The organism is Scopulibacillus cellulosilyticus (assembly GCF_042665295.1).
Classification (GTDB): Bacteria; Bacillota; Bacilli; order Bacillales; family Sporolactobacillaceae; genus Scopulibacillus_A; species Scopulibacillus_A cellulosilyticus.
In genome coordinates this window covers 1-15,758 of record NZ_JBHTCO010000033.1, presented here as the reverse complement: position 1 = coordinate 15,758, position 15,758 = coordinate 1, and the positions used below count along the sequence as shown (strand labels likewise).

Sequence of the window (15,758 nt, the reverse complement as noted above, 5' to 3'; positions counted from 1 at the left end):
GAAAAACATGAAGAAGTAGAGGTAGTCTGTCCTTTTTGTGAAGGTACTATGCGACGAGCAAAAAAGAATCCCAAGTGATAAGGCTACACTTGGGAAGTAATTAAGTCGCGCTAGCGATTTTGTTCTTTAATTAAAGTCTTTGTCCTTTATAAATTTTTGGAATTTAGGGTTGTTAGCAATAACCTCATGGAACTTAGGACCATAAAAGTCAATCCATTGTTTAATTATTTTTTCAGTGACAGCTTTTTCTACATAAGAACGTCCCGCTTTGGCTCTTGTGGCTTCGAAATCCTCCCATAAAATTTCAACCCATGTTCTTGCTTCATCATAAGATAACTCACTGTTTCTCTTCAATAATCTCTCTGCTAATTCATGGAATGTTTCATTCATAGACATCAATCCTTTTTATACTCTGTGATGATCTTATCATGTTTTTGAAAGATGTAAAATATTAACGTCATACTTCGTTGTTCAACTAACACATAATAAGAATACCCTTAATGAAAGGTGGTATAAAGCATGGTCGATCGTGATGTAAAGCAGTACAGTGTTCAAAATGAAAATTCAATTTTGCCAAGAGCAAAGGCTGAATTTTCATCTAAACGCGCCAATGGTACAACAAGTGACCATCCAGGCGAAAGAATGTATTTATCGAACCAATTGAGAATCAATCACGACCATGATGACTAACTTTTAGGGGTGAATGTCTTGGGTAAAAAAAGTGATTTAAATTTAATTTTTCAAAAGTATGAAGATCCGTTTCAATCACCAAGAGCGAATCCAAAGCATGCTTATCATCAAGTGAATGGTGAAACACAGAAAGTTTTGACCGCGCATATTGTTGATACTTTTTTAACAAGAAAAAAATCCTTATACTAAGGACACATGGCTTTCCCAAGATAAGTGAAAAGGCGGCTTTAATGGCCGTCTTTTTCATGTTTCACGTGTAACTTGAGATTACTTTAATAAATATTTTAATACAAAAATTGAATAATGAAAGGGCTTGCATAAGCTGTCAAAAGTGTTAAAATGAATATAGATGTTATTGGTACCGGTTTCAGAAACCGTTCCCAAAGAGGTGAAGATTGATGAGTCAAAAACAACAGGATAATAAGAAGCAAATAACGATTAATGATGTTGCCAAGGAAGCTGGTGTATCAAAAACGACGGTATCCAGATACTTGGGGAAACAATATGATTCTTTAGCCGAGGATACACGAAAAAAAATTGAAGAGGCCATTAAAATTTTAGATTATAAGCCAAACAGAATGGCTTCCGGATTAAAAGGCGGCAGAAGTTATTTAATTGGTATGGTAGTTGCAGATATTACCAATCCCTTTACAGTCAGTATTTTACATGCAGCTGAGATTTTATGCCGGAGCAAAGGCTACAGTTTAATGGTATGCAATACAAATAATGACCCTAAAGTGGAAAGAGAATACATTTTTATGCTTCAATCTCATCGTATTGACGGGTTAATTATTAATACAACCGGCAAAAATAATCAATTTTTATTAGATATGGCTAAGCAGAGGACTTCTGTTGTGTTAGTCGATAGAAAAATTCCTGAGCTGGGATTTGATACGATTGGCATTGATAATATGACACCGACGATGGAGGCTGTACAATTTCTCTTAAAGCAAGACTATGAAAGGATTGCCTTTTTTAGTGAACCGGTAGACGGAATCAGTACCCGTCACGAACGGTTAACTGCCTTTCAGTCGGTTTTGAAGGCACATGATCATCCCAGTCAAAATGATATTTATGAGGTATCTTTAAATAAAGCTGATGACTTAAAAAAACAATTGGAATGCTTTTTAAATGATACAAGAAACGCCAAACGGGCTATTTTTTCAGCAAATGGTGTTGTTTCTTTAAATTTGATTAAAGAATCCAAAGCTCGCGGATTGAAAATTCCGGAGGATTTATCAATCATCGGTTTTGATGATTTGGATTGGTCCGAAATCATCACACCGCCCTTAACGACAATAGCCCAACCTACAGAAGATATCGGCAGGACAGCAATTGAAAGAGTATTTGAACGAATAGAGGGAGACACATCTCCTCCTAAGGAAATACTTTTATCAGCAAGGTTGAAATTACGAGGGTCAACGCATTAAAAAATTCATTTAATGTGTTGACTGTTATTCCAAATGGAACCGTTCCCATAAGTAAGGAGGAAGGCAAATGAAAAAACAGCTTGATATTGTCACTTTTGGTGAAGCAATGGCCATGTTTATCGCTCAAGAGACTGCACCGCTTGAAAAGGTTAACCATTTTAAAAGGGCTTTGGCAGGTGCTGAAACAAATGTTGCTATTGGGCTTGCCCGTCTAGGCTTCAACGCAGGCTGGGTAAGCAAGGTTGGCAATGATGCCTTTGGCCGTTATATTTGCCATCAACTAAAAGAAGAGCAGGTTGATATTTCCCGGGTAAAGACAGACGACATTCACCCAACTGGATTCCAAATAAAAGCAAAAGTAAAGAAGGGGGATCCTGAGGTTCAATACTTCCGCAGGGGATCTGCTGCAAGCCATTTAAACCCGTCAGATATAAATATTGATTATTTGATGTCAGCTAATCATTTGCATATGACTGGTATCCCGTTAGCCTTGTCTAAAGAGACTAGGTCATTTGCCTTCGAAGTTTTATCAATCATGAAAAGTGCCGGTAAAAAGGTATCCTTTGATCCAAATTTACGTCCTTCGCTTTGGAGATCTGAAGAAGAAATGATTCAAGTGATTAACAAGGCAGCATGCCAAGCGGATTGGGTATTGCCTGGATTATCAGAAGGAAAGAAACTGACGGGATACAGTGATCCGTCTCAAATAGCTGACTTTTACTTAAAAAGAGGAAGCGAGCTTGTTGTTATTAAAGTCGGTGCAGAAGGCGCCTATTTTAAAACTAAAAATCAAGAGAAAGTGGTGCCTGGATATAAGGTTGAGCATGTGGCCGACACTGTAGGTGCCGGTGATGGTTTTGCCGTAGGGGTTATTTCCGGACTGCTTGAAGGCTTGTCATATGAAGAGGCAGTCAAAAGAGGTAATGCAATCGGTGCCCTTGCTGTTCAATCGCCGGGAGATAGTGAAGGTTTGCCAAACAGGAAGCAATTGGGTGAATTTTTGAAAGATTATCTTAAAGAGGAGTGTTTTTTGACATGAATAAGCTTTCCCGTGCACGCTGGTCGCGATTAATTCCTATTGCCTTTATAACTTATAGTCTTGCTTATCTTGACAGATCAAACTACAGCTTTGGAGCCGCTGCTGGTATGGATAAAGATTTGAATATTACTGCGGGAGTTTCGGCGCTTTTAAGTGCATTATTCTTTCTCGGTTATTTCTTTTTCCAAGTGCCTGGCGCCCATTATGCTGAAAAACGAAGCGCAAAAAGGTTAATTTTCTGGTCGTTGATTATTTGGGGTGTTCTGGCAAGTTCAATCGGTTTTATTACAAATATTCCTTTACTTTTTGTTGTCCGTTTTATGCTTGGCATTGTTGAGAGCGTTGTCATGCCTGCGATGCTTGTCTTTTTAAGCCATTGGTTTACAAATGAAGAAAGATCACGGGCCAATACGTTCTTGATTTTAGGAAACCCTGTAACGGTACTTTGGATGTCAATTGTTTCCGGCTATTTGCTTAACGCCTTTGGCTGGCGGTGGATGTTTATTTTGGAAGGCATTCCGGCCATTATTTGGGCCTTCATTTGGCTGAAACTTGTTAATGACCAGCCAAAAGATGCAAAATGGTTATCAGAAGAAGCAAAACAGTCTTTAACGGAAACCCTGCTAGAAGAACAAAAGAATATTAAAGCAGTAAAAAACTATCGTGAGGCTTTTAAATCAAAAGCTGTTATCTTACTAAGCTTGCAATACTTTTTCTGGAGTATTGGTGTTTACGGATTTGTCATGTGGCTGCCTTCGATAATCAAAGCGGCGCCGGATATGAGCATGGTTAAGACTGGATGGTTATCAGCGATGCCTTACGTATTAGCAGCTATTACTATGCTTTTAGCATCTTATTTTTCTGACAAGCTGTTAAAACGGAAAGCTTTTGTATGGCCGTTTCTTTTAATCGGTGCTGTTGCCTTTTACGCTTCCTATGCTATAGGTACATCACATTTCTGGATTTCGTTTATTCTTCTGTTAATTGCGGGAGGAGCCATGTATGCACCATACGGCCCGTTCTTTGCGATTATACCGGAGATATTGCCCCGTAATGTAGCGGGCGGCGCTATGGCGCTGATTAATAGCTTTGGAGCGCTTGGATCGTTCGTCGGCTCATATTTAGTCGGTTTCTTGAAAGCGTTGACAGGCGGTTTCGGTGCTTCTTATATTTTCATGGCAGTATCACTTATTTTAGCTGTCATACTAACAGTTATCGTAAAAAAAGAGAAAAAGACTCATACGAATGATTCTGCGATTGAGGTGAATGTATAATGAACATTCAATTGGCCTTAGACCGGATGACTATTGATGATGCCATCAATATGGCTAAGCGGGTTAAAGACCATGTTGATTGGATAGAAGTCGGGACTTCGTTAATAAAGGAATTCGGTATGGAAAGTGTTAAAAGAATGAAAGAAGCCTTTCCTGATAAGACGATTGTGGCTGATATTAAGACAAATGACAATGCAAAATATGAATTTGAATTATGTTTCAAAAACGGGGCGGATGTTGCTACCGTTATGGGGACAGCGCCAAAGGCGACCATACAGGCTTGCATTAGTGTTGCCCGTCAATATCAAAAGAATGTCATGATTGACTTATTAAATGTTTCTCAAGAAAATCTGGAAATGCTTTCACAGTTTGACCAAGCAATCCTTTGCGCACATGTCAGTAAAGATGAACAAGAATTAAGCGGTAAATCCCAATGTTTAATCCAACTGCCATCTTCAATCATTAAAAATAACCGGATAGCCGCTGCAGGGGGAATAACAATTGACTCTATGAAAAGGCTTGCTTCAGATTCCCCTGAAGTTGTGATTATTGGCTCCGCAATTACTAAAGCTGAAAAGCCGGAAAAAGTCGCAAAAGAATTTAAAGATTTTATTAGGCAGTTAATTTAGGAGGTATTATCGTGTCAGATATTAAAACGATTTTGAAAGAAATTGAATCAGTTCTTAACCGCTTGGATGAAGGGCAGCTTGAAGATACAGCTAAAGAGTTATATGAATCTAAAAGAATTTTTGTTGTCGGGGAAGGGCGTTCCGGGCTTATGGCCAAGTCCTTTGCCATGCGGCTGATGCATTTAGGGGCTCAAGTCTATGTGGTGGGCGAAACGATTACCCCTTCAATACAGCAAGACGATACACTTGTAGCAGTCTCAGGTTCAGGGAAAACAAAACAGGTTGTATGGACAGCGGAAAAGGCCAGAACGCTAGGATGTCAAGTGATTGCTGTTACTGCGAATCCTGAATCGGATTTGGCAAATGCAGCATCTAGAGTGGTTCATGTACCAGCTGCGACTAAATATCGTTCCCAAGGAGAAGCCGCGAGTATTCAGCCATTGGGATCGTTATTTGATCAATGTGCGCATTTGTTATTTGACACTATTTGCCTTAAGTACAGCGGGTTAAGTGAAAATGGCCAAGACCAAGCCTTTGCCCGGCACAGCAATTTAGAATAATCATAAGTCAATATTATGGGACGGCATTTCTATTGCCGCCCCTTTTTTGTAGTAAAGCGTATATAAATTGGCAGGGAAGATGATCATTCGTCGAAGGAGCCAATTTAAGGTTTTAAGTAGAAGCGGGTGTTCCTGTGCCCTAAAGCTTGCCATCAGCAAGTTTTTTTTATTATAATAACTGAAAAATTTATAAAGAATGAAACCATTGCTTAGATGATACGTATATAATGAAAAGTTATTCTTTATGAAAGAAGGGATGATTAACTGATGATGTCTTCAACGAGTCACGTCGTGCAACGGCCGTATGCAAAATTATTTGCCGCGTTTTTTGCAGGTTTGTCAGTTGCCGCAGTTGGATTATACAGCGGACAATTCGTACCGCCGGCGTTAAGGGTGCCGCTGATCATTTGCGAAATTATCTTGATTTTTGCAATGATTATTGTGAGAAGGAAAAAAGCTGTTGGCTATGGTATGATGTTTGCCTTTATGCTTGTTTCAGGACTTACGCTTTATCCTGTTATTGCCCATTACGTAAGTATATTAGGAGCAGATGCAGTGCTTCGGGCTGTTGGCATCTCAGCCTTTGCCTTTGGCGGGACAGCTGTTTTTGCAATGGTAAGTAAACGTGATTTTACATTCCTGGGTAATTTTTTGTTTGTATCGATTCTTGTATTAATAGGTATGGGGCTTTTGAGCATCTTTATTCCGTTCTCAAGCGCAACCGTTATGATTGTTTCACTTTTTGGGATTTTAATTTTTGTCGGCTACACTCTTTACGATTTTAGCCGTTTAACGTTATACGGCTTCACAGAGAAAGATATCCCAATGATTGTTGTATCCGTCTACCTCGATTTCGTTAACCTTTTTATATACATTCTCCAGTTTATGGGGATTATATCAAGAGACTAAAAAGGCTGCCTTTATGGGCAGCTTTTTTAGTACTTTAAGTATAAATTGGCAGCGATGTTGCTAAATCGACGTAGGCGCCAATTTTAGGTATAAAGTATAAGTTCAACAAAGCAAGACTGCGAACGTAGTGAGTTAGCGAGACTTGTGCTCTGGAGTATTAGGCCTCTGTCTACGCCTTTCAGGCTTGCCAATCGGCAAGTTTTCTTTATTATCCACAAATAATTTTTTTCGGGGTCTGACCCCGTGACAGTTTTGTGAAAAGGCCGTAAATGCATTGACATCGTTAAAAGACTCCCAAGTGACAATAATTGGATTGTGAATTGTCAATAATATTATATACTATAAAAGGATTTGTACAATTTTTTGGACGGATAAGGAGGAGCGTTTTTGGCACAGCAAATCATACAGGTTGATGAGAGACCGCCATTAATAAAAAGCATTCCGTTAAGCATACAGCATCTTTTTGCGATGTTTGGTTCAACGGTGCTGGTCCCGCTTTTATTTCATATTGATCCGGCTACTATTCTTTTGATGAACGGCATTGGCACAATCATTTATCTCATTATTTGCCGAGGGAAAATTCCCGCTTATTTAGGGTCCAGTTTCGCTTTCATTTCGCCCGTATTAGTTGTATTAGCTCATCACAGTTACGGGCATGTACTGGGCGGGTTCATTATTTCGGGTGTCATTTTTGTTATCGTTTCATTAATTATTCGGGCCGTCGGGACGGGGTGGTTAGATGTCATTTTCCCGCCGGCAGCAATCGGTGCAATTGTCGCTGTTATTGGCTTAGAAATGGCGCCGAATGCAGCTCAAATGGCAGGGTTAATCAAACCGGCCGGTGCAGGAGCAGGATGGACACCGGATCCTAAGGTATTAACAGTATCTATTTTGACATTGCTGATCACAATTATCGGATGGGTCGTTTTTCGGGGATTCCTAAAAATTATTCCTATTCTGGTTGGTATTGTTTGCGGTTATATTATTGCCGCTTTAATGGGCATGGTGGATTTCTCAAGTGTAGAGCAGGCACATTGGTTTACCCTGCCGCATTTTTACGCGCCTAAATTTGATTTATCAAGCATCCTTATTATTGCCCCCGCGGCATTAGTAGTGATACCGGAACACATTGGGCATTTAATCGTGACAGGAAATATTGTTGAAAGGGATTTAGTCAAGGACCCGGGACTTGACCGATCTTTGCTCGGAAATGGCGTCTCAACCATTATTTCCGGATTTTTTGGCTCCACGCCAAATACAACATACGGTGAGAATATTGGCGTATTAGCTATTACGAGGGTCTATTCAACTTGGATAATAGGCGGAGCGGCTGTCATGGCAATGATTTTATCTGTTATTGGTAAACTTTCCGCATTAATCTCATCCATCCCGTCCCCCGTTATGGGCGGCATTTCAATTATGTTATTTGGTGTTATTGCCGTTTCAGGTTTACGTATTCTTGTTGAGTCCAAAGTTGACTACGCCAAACCGCAAAATATGATTTTAACAGCTGTTATTCTTGTGATTGGGATCAGCGGCGCAGCGGTAAACTTCGGCCCTGTAACATTAAAAGGTATGGGACTTGCTACGGTTATAGGTATAATCATAAGCTTGTTTTTTAAGTGTATCAGCGTTCTTGGTCTATCAAATGAAAAAGATGAAAAATAGAAGCCGGGCTTTTCCTGGCTTTTATTTTTTATCTACAAGAATTTGTTATTGATAAAATAAGAAAATACCTGTATACTTTAATTCGCTAATGAACTAACATGCAAAAGATCGTTTAAATAAATTTGCAAAAAATATTTGCTGGTTGTTAAAGACATCTTAGAGAAAGGGGAAGCATCATGGCAAATAAAAAATTAAATGTTTGGGTTCTAACAGCTTTAGTAGTCGGAAATATGGTCGGATCAGGTATTTTCATGCTTCCAAGATCTTTAGCCGAAGCAGCGAGCCCCGGAGGCGTTTTGTTTGCTTGGCTGCTGACAGGCCTTGGTGTTCTATTTATCGCTTTAGTATACGGAGTTTTATCTGTAAGAAAGCCGGATGTTATTGGCGGTCCGCAAATTTATGCTAAAAAGCTTTTTTCTGAAGGAAGTCAGGCGTCAAGAGTGTGCGGTTATCTTGTTTCGTGGGGGTATTGGGTAGCCAATGTTGCCGGGATTATAGCAGTTATTACAACTTTTGCCGGCTATTTATCAACGTTTTTACCGATCATGAACAGCGCTTATTCATTATGGAGAATCGGAAGTTTAACGGTAACTGTCGGGCACCTTTTAAATTTTATAGTATGTTCTTTTTTACTTTGGGCGGTTTACTTTCTGGTTCTTAAAGGCGTTGAAGAAGCCGGCAAAGTTAACTTTGCAGCAACTGCTGCTAAAGTCATCGGCTTTGTTCTTTTTATTATTGTTACATTATTTGCCTTTCAATCAAGCAACTTAATTCCGTTTGTGGCTGATAAAACAGGAAGCGACGGTCAGTCAGTCGGGATATTTTCGCAAGTTCACCAAGCGGCACTGACAACCTTATGGGCATTTATTGGTGTGGAATCCGCCGTTGTTTTTTCATCCCGAGCCAAAAGCAGCCAAGATATTAAAAAAGCTACCGTTGCCGGACTTTTAATAGCATTAGTTATTTATATCGGCATTACAATGCTCGTGATGGGGACATTAAGCCAAAATCAGCTGATTCACTCATCTAAACCGCTTGTTGATGCTCTTTCAGCTGTTATGGGACATGCCGGCGGATACGTTCTGGCAGCACTTGCGTTAATCAGTTTGCTTGGTTCGACGATTGGGTGGGTTTTACTTACCGCCGAAGTGCCTTATCAATCTGCAAAACAAGGTTTGTTTTTAAAGATTTTTATGAAGGAAAATAAATCAAAGACACCCGTTACATCGCTCATCATAACGGTTGTTATGTGTCAGCTGTTTATTTTTTCAACTATCTCTCAATCGATTTCCGGCGCCTTTGATTTCGTTGTCTATGTAGCGACATTAGCATACCTTATTCCTTATGTGATTGCCTCATTATATTTATTAAAAATAGTGATCAAAGGTGAAACTTATCAATTGGATGGTAAAAGCCGCTTACTGGACGGTGTTGTTGGTTTTATAGCAACTGTTTATTCCTTATGGATGATTAAAGCTGGAACGGCAGATTTAAAAACATTTTTATTCGGAATGGGACTTATTATCATAGGTATCGTTTTCTATCCATTAGTGCTAAAAAATAAACGAGCGCAAAGTTAACAAAAAGCATTCACAAAAAGTTCACAGGGTCAGACCCCGTGAACTTTTTTTGTTGTTGATAAGTTACAATAAGTATTAACGTAATGATTTAGGACGGTGAATAAACCATGGAACGGCCAATTGTATTAATCACAGGTGCTTCAAGCGGGTTTGGACTTCTGACATCAATTGCTTTAGCTAAAAAAGGCTATTATGTGCTTGCCGGAATACGTGATCTCAGTAAAAAAGATGAACTGCAAAAAAGGGCTGCAGCAGAAAATGCAGAAAACGATATTCATTTTATTACATTAGATGTTACAAAAGAAATGGATATTGTTCGGGCTGTTAAAAAAGTTAATGAACAGTTTGGCCGCATTGACGTTCTCATTAATAATGCAGGTATAGCAGTTCCTGATTTTGCTGAATGTTTGTCTTTAGACAAATACCGTAAGCAATTTGAAACGAATGTCTTTGGTGTTATCCGTATGACACAAGCTTGTTTGCCATTAATCCGCTGTTCAAGAAACGGACGGATAATTAATATAAGCAGTATTAGCGGTTTAATCGGGTTCCCGGGCCTGTCAGCTTATACAGCATCAAAGCATGCAATAGAAGGCTTCAGTGAAAGTTTACGTTTTGAGGTTAAACCATTCGGTATAGATGTTATTCTTATTGAACCGGGGTCCTTTGCGACTGGTATTTGGGGTAAGAGTCTTTCCTTTCTCAAAGAAGATAACAATAGTTCGGCGGCGCCCTTTTACCAATTAATGAAAGAACGGTTACTTTATCGCTTCAAGAAAACGGCACCTAAAATGGCCGATCCAGAGGGAGTTATTAATATCCTTACAGATGCTGTAACCGCAAGAAAACCAAAGTTCCGCTATAAAGTCGGGAAAGGTATACATACCATACTTTTTTTAAAAAGAATATTGCCTTGGAGGGTTTGGGAGGCGCTTGTTCTTAAAGAGATAAAATAAAAAGCTGAATCAACTTGACATTCTCCTGTCTATTTTTTTAAATAAAATGAGGAAAAATAAAGATATTTGAATCTAAAAAGCAATTTTTTAATAAAACCTAAAAGAAGAGGTTCAAGATGGAAACGCATGAATTTTACATGAAAAAGGCAATAGAAGAGGCCAAAAAGGCTGAAAAAATGGGTGAAGTGCCTATTGGCGCTGTCATTGTTAAAGATAATGAAGTGATTGCATCTGCATATAATTTAAGAGAGATAACCCAGCAGCCAATCGCGCATGCTGAATGTTTAGCGATAAGAGAAGCGAGCAGAAAGCTTGGGACATGGCGGTTAACGGGTTGTACATTGTATGTCACTCTTGAGCCTTGTCCGATGTGTGCGGGAGCTATTATCCAATCACGGCTTGATGCGGTTGTTTTTGGAGCATATGACCCGAAAGCAGGCTGTGCCGGCACGCTAATGAATTTAATTGAGGATGAGCGATTTAATCATAGAGCGGATGTGATTTCCGGTGTATTAGAAGATTCATGCGGACAATTATTAACCTCATTTTTTAGAAAGCTCCGGGAGAAGCGCAGACGTTAACTTTGCTGATACTATTGATATAAGCATAAAAATGTGGTATATTTGATACTGTCGGAATTCGGAGGCGTACCCAAGTTTGGCTGAAGGGGACTGACTCGAAATCAGTTAGGGCGTTCACGCGCCGCGGGGGTTCGAATCCTCTCGCCTCCGCCATTTTTGATATTTCTAGTAATTACCATTGCTATTATATGTAAGACCAGTTATACTGTAATATACGCTGATCTTTACAGCGTAAATAAATTTGTTATAAACTTTGCCGTGCTAGGCGGGGAGGTAGCGGTGCCCTGTACTCGCAATCCGCTGTAGCGAGGCTGAATCCCTTCTCGAGGCTTTGGTTTTGCAAGGCAGCCTTAAGTAAGTGGTGTTGACATTCGGGTCCTACGCAACGGAAACTCATGAACCCTGTCAGGTCCGGAAGGAAGCAGCAGTAAGTGAGACCTTTCGTGTGCCGTAGGGTTGCCTGGATCGAGCTAACTGCTTAAGAAGCGCTTGTGAAGCCAGAGTCGAAGGAAGGTGCACGGCGTTAATACATATGATTATAAGAGACTGTTGAGTTCATTCAGCAGTCTCTTTTTCTTTTTGGAATTCATTTTATTATAAGGTATAATAAAGTAAACTTGGGTTAAGTCCTTTGATAACCTAGTTGCCCTTATACTTTCTTCCAATATAGTTTAGGGAAATGAAAGTATAAAGAAAACTGGGGTTTAGTTTGATAACTGAAGCGAATAGACTATCTTTTCTCAACTCTGCTTTACGGCTTTTAGCCCGTAAGACATTAAACCTTGATAGTATAAGAATATATTTGGAACAGGAGGGGCTTTCATGGGATATCAAGCGTTATATAGAGTTTGGCGGCCGCAAACCTTTCATGATATGGCGGGTCAAGAACACATCACAAAGACATTGCAGAATGCCTTGGTTAAAGAAAAATTTTCTCATGCGTACCTTTTCAGCGGCCCAAGAGGAACTGGAAAGACCAGTGCCGCCAAAATTGTTGCTAAAGCCATTAACTGTGAACATGCTCCTGTTTCAGAACCTTGTAATGAATGTGAAGCCTGCTTGGGGATTACCAATGGCAGCATATCGGACGTTATAGAAATTGACGCCGCTTCTAATAATGGTGTTGATGAAATAAGAGAAATTCGCGATAAAGTAAAATATGCGCCAAGTTCTGTCCGGTATAAAGTCTATATTATTGATGAAGTGCATATGTTATCGACAGGCGCTTTCAATGCTTTATTAAAAACATTAGAAGAGCCTCCCAAGCACGTTATTTTTATATTAGCAACAACCGAACCGCATAAAATTCCATTAACGATTGTTTCACGGTGCCAAAGGTTTGATTTCAAACGCATCCCGCTTTCATCTATTATTGAAAGACTTCAATACGTCGTAAGGCAGCAGGACATTCAGGCTGATAATGATGCATTAGCTTTAATTGCTAAAGCTTGCGAAGGCGGCATGCGTGACGCTCTGAGTATTTTGGATCAAGTGGCAGCTTACAGTGAAGAGGCAGTCACTGCCCGGGATGTTTTAGAAGTGACAGGTATGGTGTCTCAAGAGTTTGTTTCTGATTGTGTAACGGCCATTGAACAACAAGATGCAGCGGGCGCCATTCAAAAAATCAATGAATTAATGGACAGGGGGAAGGATCCTGTTAAATTTGTTGAGGATTTGATTTATTATTACCGCGACCTGCTGCTTTACCAGACATCTCCGGGATTAGAAGATATGCTTATGCGTCCGGACATCAGTAATGCTTTTAAGCAGCATGCGGAACAAATAGATGTTGACCGTCTTTACGGAGTGATTCAGCAATTAAATGAAACGCAAACAGAAATGAAATGGACAAATCACCCCCGTGTGTTTATTGAGATGGCTGTGGTCAAGCTTTGCCATGATTACAAGCAGGGTCAGGGGCATACTGCACCGGAAAGTGCCGATGTTCTTGAACTTAAAAATCGCTTGGAACAGCTCGAGAATAAATTAGAAAACATGCCAAAAGAGCAAATGGCAGTTAAACAATCGCAGGAAACGAAGCCGCAAAAGCAACGTATGGTAAAACAAAAGGATCTCGCGCTTCCTTTAGGAGAGATGAAAAAAGTTTTATCAGAAGCAACAAAGGAAGATCTGAAGCGTCTGCGCTCATCTTGGCCGGATATGATGGATCGTATAAGATCAAAAAACGTTGCTGCTCACGCGTGGCTGCTGGAAAGTAAACCCGTTGCAAGTTCAAATAACGGCTTCCTGCAAGCTTTCAAATATGATTTTCATTGCCAGATGGTATTAGAAAATAAAAGTAATATCTTACAAATGGTTGAGCAAATCATGCAAGAAGTGATTGGCGAAAAACGCAAAATGTTTCCTATTCCTTTCCAGCAATGGGAAAAGCTTAAGGAAACCTTTATTCAAGAAAACAAAGCCAATCCCCAAAAGGATTCAGACCAGCACGATAACAATGATGATGACCCGCTGATCACTGAGGCAGAAAAGCTTGTAGGGTCTGATTTATTAGAAATTAAAGATTAACTTTTTAAGGAGGAACAAGGAAATGATGAGAGGAAACATGAATAACATGATGAAGCAAATGCAAAAAATGCAAAAGCAGATGGCAAAAGCTCAAGAAGAACTTAAGGATGAAGTTGTTGAAGGGACAGCCGGCGGCGGTGTTGTTGTAGTCAAAGCAAACGGTCATAAAGAGGTTATTGAAGTTAATATTAAAGAAGAAGCAGTTGATCCTGACGATGTAGATATGCTACAAGACCTTGTTTTGGCTGCGATTAATGACGCTTTAAATAAAGTTGATGAATTAACGAATAAACGTTTAGGTCAGTTTACAAAGGGTTTAAATATCCCTGGAATGTTTTAGGAGGCCTTGGCCATGCACTACCCGGAACCTATAGCCAAGCTGATAGATAGCTTTATGAAATTGCCAGGAATCGGACCGAAAACAGCGGTTCGACTGGCTTTTTTCGTTATTGATATGAAAGAAGATGACGTGATGGAGTTTGGAAGGTCACTTGTAAATGTCAAACGTAAATTGATGTATTGTTCTGTTTGTCAAAATATAAGCGACCGCGACCCTTGTTATATATGTGACGATTCTTCACGTGACCGATCGACCATTTGTGTTGTTCAAGAACCTAAAGACGTTATAGCTATTGAGAAGATGAAAGATTACAATGGCCTGTATCATGTCTTGCACGGTTCAATATCTCCGGTTGACGGTATTGGCCCTGAGGATATTAAAGTGACCGAGCTAATCCAACGTTTGGAAGATGAACAGGTAAAAGAAATTATTTTAGCGACCAATCCAACGATTGAGGGGGAAGCTACAGCAATGTATATTTCCCGCCTCGTTAAGCCGATTGGTATCAGGGCAACGCGAATAGCCCATGGTTTGCCGGTTGGCGGGGATTTGGAATATGCAGATGAAGTGACTTTGTCGAAAGCTTTAGAAGGGCGAAGAGAATTGTAGTTAGGGGCTGTTATATATATGTTCAAACGCAAAAAAAAGCTTAGAAAAGAAATTAATGAACAATTACTTAACACCTTAACAAAGTGTAAGAATGACTGGTTAAGACAAAAAAGGATTATAGAAGGAAGTATAGAGCCTTCAGAAGAGGTCATTTATCAATTAAGGCTTTCAGAAGCGAAGTATTTATTTCTATTGAAAGAAATTCGTTATCTTAATTTATCTTTTAATCAAAAACAATAAGTTCTAAATAAGACGGGCCTCCCATATATTTTTATAAAAAACCTGGGGGGCTGACCTTTGGATCCTGTCATAACTATTTCAATAGTTGTTGGATTAATTCTTATTTTGCTTCTCGTTGGAGCACCGTTAAAGCCGATGAGATGGTTAGGCAAAAGTGCGATTAAGCTTCTTATTGGAGCATTTATGCTCTTTTTATTAAATACAATTGGGACATCCTTCGATATACACATGCCAATCAATATTATGACAACCTGTGTGAGCGGTTTTTTGGGCGTGCCTGGTCTAGCCGCATTAGTTATTATTAAATATGCCATTCTCCCGTAAGGCTGCTGAGCGGCCTTTTTTATATGGTTAACCATTTATCATATTTTTTCTTAAAGATGTTGACTTATTTATACCATAGTGATATTATAAATCTTGTCGATTTTATATTGTTCTTCACGAAATGGACAAAAAAACATATTGACATTATGAAACTATAATGTTATTATTAATAGCGTCGCTTTTGAAAGAAACAAAAGCACGATGAAAAAAAGTTGTTGACAAGATGAAAACAACTTGGTATAATAAGAAAGTCGCTATTGAGCGATTGACTTAAATGATTAAGAGATTGTACCTTGAAAACTAAACAAAAGCCAAGCGTGATTGAAAGGGCAACTTTTCAATAAAAGCTAAGGATCATAACGATTGAAAGTACAGCTGTTTAACAGCTTTAATAAGGATG

The 15,758-nt window shown here is 39.4% G+C and carries 18 protein-coding genes, 1 tRNA gene and 1 other RNA gene; 19 read left to right on the top strand and 1 reads right to left on the bottom strand.

What is annotated here, in order from left to right:
• Positions 1–126: 126 nt before the first annotated feature.
• The gene (locus tag ACFQRG_RS16790) at positions 127–390 is read right to left on the bottom strand and encodes a YfhJ family protein (RefSeq protein ID WP_380968147.1); all 264 of its coding nucleotides are present in this window, start codon (positions 388–390) and stop codon (positions 127–129) included.
• Between the two features lie 129 nt (positions 391–519).
• Between ACFQRG_RS16790 and sspK the strand changes: the two genes are divergently transcribed.
• The 19 genes from sspK (at position 520) to ACFQRG_RS16695 (ending at position 15,358) form a co-directional block, all read left to right on the top strand.
• Positions 520–690 (top strand): small acid-soluble spore protein K, encoded by a 171-nt coding sequence (gene sspK / locus ACFQRG_RS16785; protein WP_380968145.1) that lies wholly within the window; start codon positions 520–522, stop codon positions 688–690.
• Positions 691–708: 18 nt separating this feature from the next.
• Entirely contained in the window at positions 709–879 is a 171-nt protein-coding gene (locus ACFQRG_RS16780; RefSeq protein ID WP_380968143.1) for a YpzG family protein, read from the top strand.
• Positions 880–1,088: 209 nt separating this feature from the next.
• Positions 1,089–2,120 carry a LacI family DNA-binding transcriptional regulator gene (locus tag ACFQRG_RS16775; protein WP_380968141.1) on the top strand — a complete coding sequence of 344 codons (1,032 nt, stop codon included), beginning with the start codon at positions 1,089–1,091 and terminating at the stop codon, positions 2,118–2,120.
• 67 nt (positions 2,121–2,187) lie between these two features.
• Entirely contained in the window at positions 2,188–3,159 is a 972-nt protein-coding gene (locus tag ACFQRG_RS16770) for a sugar kinase (protein WP_380968139.1), read from the top strand.
• Positions 3,156–4,433, top strand: coding sequence for an MFS transporter (locus ACFQRG_RS16765; protein WP_380968137.1), 1,278 nt, complete (start codon positions 3,156–3,158; stop codon positions 4,431–4,433). Before ACFQRG_RS16770 ends, ACFQRG_RS16765 begins: the two co-directional genes overlap by 4 nt.
• On the top strand, positions 4,433–5,062 hold the full coding sequence (gene hxlA / locus ACFQRG_RS16760) for a 3-hexulose-6-phosphate synthase (protein WP_380968135.1): 630 nt from the start codon (positions 4,433–4,435) through the stop codon (positions 5,060–5,062). The genes ACFQRG_RS16765 and hxlA overlap by 1 nt, the downstream gene beginning before the upstream one ends.
• An 11-nt stretch (positions 5,063–5,073) precedes the next feature.
• Positions 5,074–5,622: a 6-phospho-3-hexuloisomerase gene (gene hxlB / locus ACFQRG_RS16755; protein WP_380968133.1), complete on the top strand. Its 549-nt coding sequence runs from the start codon at positions 5,074–5,076 to the stop codon at positions 5,620–5,622.
• Between the two features lie 267 nt (positions 5,623–5,889).
• Positions 5,890–6,531, top strand: a complete 642-nt coding sequence (locus tag ACFQRG_RS16750) for a Bax inhibitor-1/YccA family protein (RefSeq protein WP_380968131.1) — start codon at positions 5,890–5,892, stop codon at positions 6,529–6,531.
• A 387-nt stretch (positions 6,532–6,918) separates the two neighbouring features.
• Positions 6,919–8,199, top strand: a complete 1,281-nt coding sequence (gene uraA / locus ACFQRG_RS16745; protein WP_380968129.1) for a uracil permease — start codon at positions 6,919–6,921, stop codon at positions 8,197–8,199.
• Between the two features lie 176 nt (positions 8,200–8,375).
• Positions 8,376–9,779: an amino acid permease gene (locus ACFQRG_RS16740; RefSeq protein WP_380968127.1), complete on the top strand. Its 1,404-nt coding sequence runs from the start codon at positions 8,376–8,378 to the stop codon at positions 9,777–9,779.
• A 107-nt stretch (positions 9,780–9,886) separates the two neighbouring features.
• Positions 9,887–10,735 (top strand): SDR family oxidoreductase, encoded by an 849-nt coding sequence (locus ACFQRG_RS16735; protein WP_380968124.1) that lies wholly within the window; start codon positions 9,887–9,889, stop codon positions 10,733–10,735.
• A 116-nt stretch (positions 10,736–10,851) separates the two neighbouring features.
• The gene (tadA, locus tag ACFQRG_RS16730; protein WP_380968119.1) at positions 10,852–11,316 is read left to right on the top strand and encodes a tRNA adenosine(34) deaminase TadA; all 465 of its coding nucleotides are present in this window, start codon (positions 10,852–10,854) and stop codon (positions 11,314–11,316) included.
• Positions 11,317–11,376: 60 nt separating this feature from the next.
• Positions 11,377–11,469 (top strand) — tRNA-Ser (locus ACFQRG_RS16725).
• 103 nt (positions 11,470–11,572) lie between these two features.
• An RNA gene (gene ffs, locus ACFQRG_RS16720) (signal recognition particle sRNA large type) lies at positions 11,573–11,837 on the top strand.
• 301 nt (positions 11,838–12,138) lie between these two features.
• Complete coding sequence (gene dnaX / locus ACFQRG_RS16715; protein WP_380968117.1) at positions 12,139–13,845, top strand: DNA polymerase III subunit gamma/tau; 1,707 nt, start codon at positions 12,139–12,141, stop codon at positions 13,843–13,845.
• A gap of 22 nt (positions 13,846–13,867) precedes the next feature.
• Positions 13,868–14,185 (top strand): YbaB/EbfC family nucleoid-associated protein, encoded by a 318-nt coding sequence (locus ACFQRG_RS16710; protein WP_380968115.1) that lies wholly within the window; start codon positions 13,868–13,870, stop codon positions 14,183–14,185.
• A 12-nt stretch (positions 14,186–14,197) separates the two neighbouring features.
• Positions 14,198–14,794, top strand: coding sequence for a recombination mediator RecR (gene recR, locus ACFQRG_RS16705; RefSeq protein WP_380968113.1), 597 nt, complete (start codon positions 14,198–14,200; stop codon positions 14,792–14,794).
• Between the two features lie 18 nt (positions 14,795–14,812).
• Positions 14,813–15,034 (top strand): YaaL family protein, encoded by a 222-nt coding sequence (locus tag ACFQRG_RS16700; RefSeq protein WP_380968111.1) that lies wholly within the window; start codon positions 14,813–14,815, stop codon positions 15,032–15,034.
• Positions 15,035–15,091: 57 nt separating this feature from the next.
• Positions 15,092–15,358 (top strand): pro-sigmaK processing inhibitor BofA family protein, encoded by a 267-nt coding sequence (locus tag ACFQRG_RS16695; RefSeq protein ID WP_380968109.1) that lies wholly within the window; start codon positions 15,092–15,094, stop codon positions 15,356–15,358.
• Positions 15,359–15,758: the final 400 nt, after the last annotated feature.

What these genes read in the sequence shown, in the direction of transcription:
- ACFQRG_RS16790 (WP_380968147.1), bottom strand. Translation starts at nt 390, where the DNA reads ATGAATGAAACATTCCATGAATTAGCAGAGAGATTATTGAAGAGAAAC.
- sspK (WP_380968145.1), top strand. Translation starts at nt 520, where the DNA reads ATGGTCGATCGTGATGTAAAGCAGTACAGTGTTCAAAATGAAAATTCA.
- ACFQRG_RS16775 (WP_380968141.1), top strand. Translation starts at nt 1,089, where the DNA reads ATGAGTCAAAAACAACAGGATAATAAGAAGCAAATAACGATTAATGAT.
- ACFQRG_RS16770 (WP_380968139.1), top strand. Translation starts at nt 2,188, where the DNA reads ATGAAAAAACAGCTTGATATTGTCACTTTTGGTGAAGCAATGGCCATG.
- ACFQRG_RS16765 (WP_380968137.1), top strand. Translation starts at nt 3,156, where the DNA reads ATGAATAAGCTTTCCCGTGCACGCTGGTCGCGATTAATTCCTATTGCC.
- hxlA (WP_380968135.1), top strand. Translation starts at nt 4,433, where the DNA reads ATGAACATTCAATTGGCCTTAGACCGGATGACTATTGATGATGCCATC.
- ACFQRG_RS16750 (WP_380968131.1), top strand. Translation starts at nt 5,890, where the DNA reads ATGATGTCTTCAACGAGTCACGTCGTGCAACGGCCGTATGCAAAATTA.
- ACFQRG_RS16740 (WP_380968127.1), top strand. Translation starts at nt 8,376, where the DNA reads ATGGCAAATAAAAAATTAAATGTTTGGGTTCTAACAGCTTTAGTAGTC.
- ACFQRG_RS16735 (WP_380968124.1), top strand. Translation starts at nt 9,887, where the DNA reads ATGGAACGGCCAATTGTATTAATCACAGGTGCTTCAAGCGGGTTTGGA.
- tadA (WP_380968119.1), top strand. Translation starts at nt 10,852, where the DNA reads ATGGAAACGCATGAATTTTACATGAAAAAGGCAATAGAAGAGGCCAAA.
- dnaX (WP_380968117.1), top strand. Translation starts at nt 12,139, where the DNA reads ATGGGATATCAAGCGTTATATAGAGTTTGGCGGCCGCAAACCTTTCAT.
- ACFQRG_RS16710 (WP_380968115.1), top strand. Translation starts at nt 13,868, where the DNA reads ATGATGAGAGGAAACATGAATAACATGATGAAGCAAATGCAAAAAATG.
- recR (WP_380968113.1), top strand. Translation starts at nt 14,198, where the DNA reads ATGCACTACCCGGAACCTATAGCCAAGCTGATAGATAGCTTTATGAAA.
- ACFQRG_RS16700 (WP_380968111.1), top strand. Translation starts at nt 14,813, where the DNA reads ATGTTCAAACGCAAAAAAAAGCTTAGAAAAGAAATTAATGAACAATTA.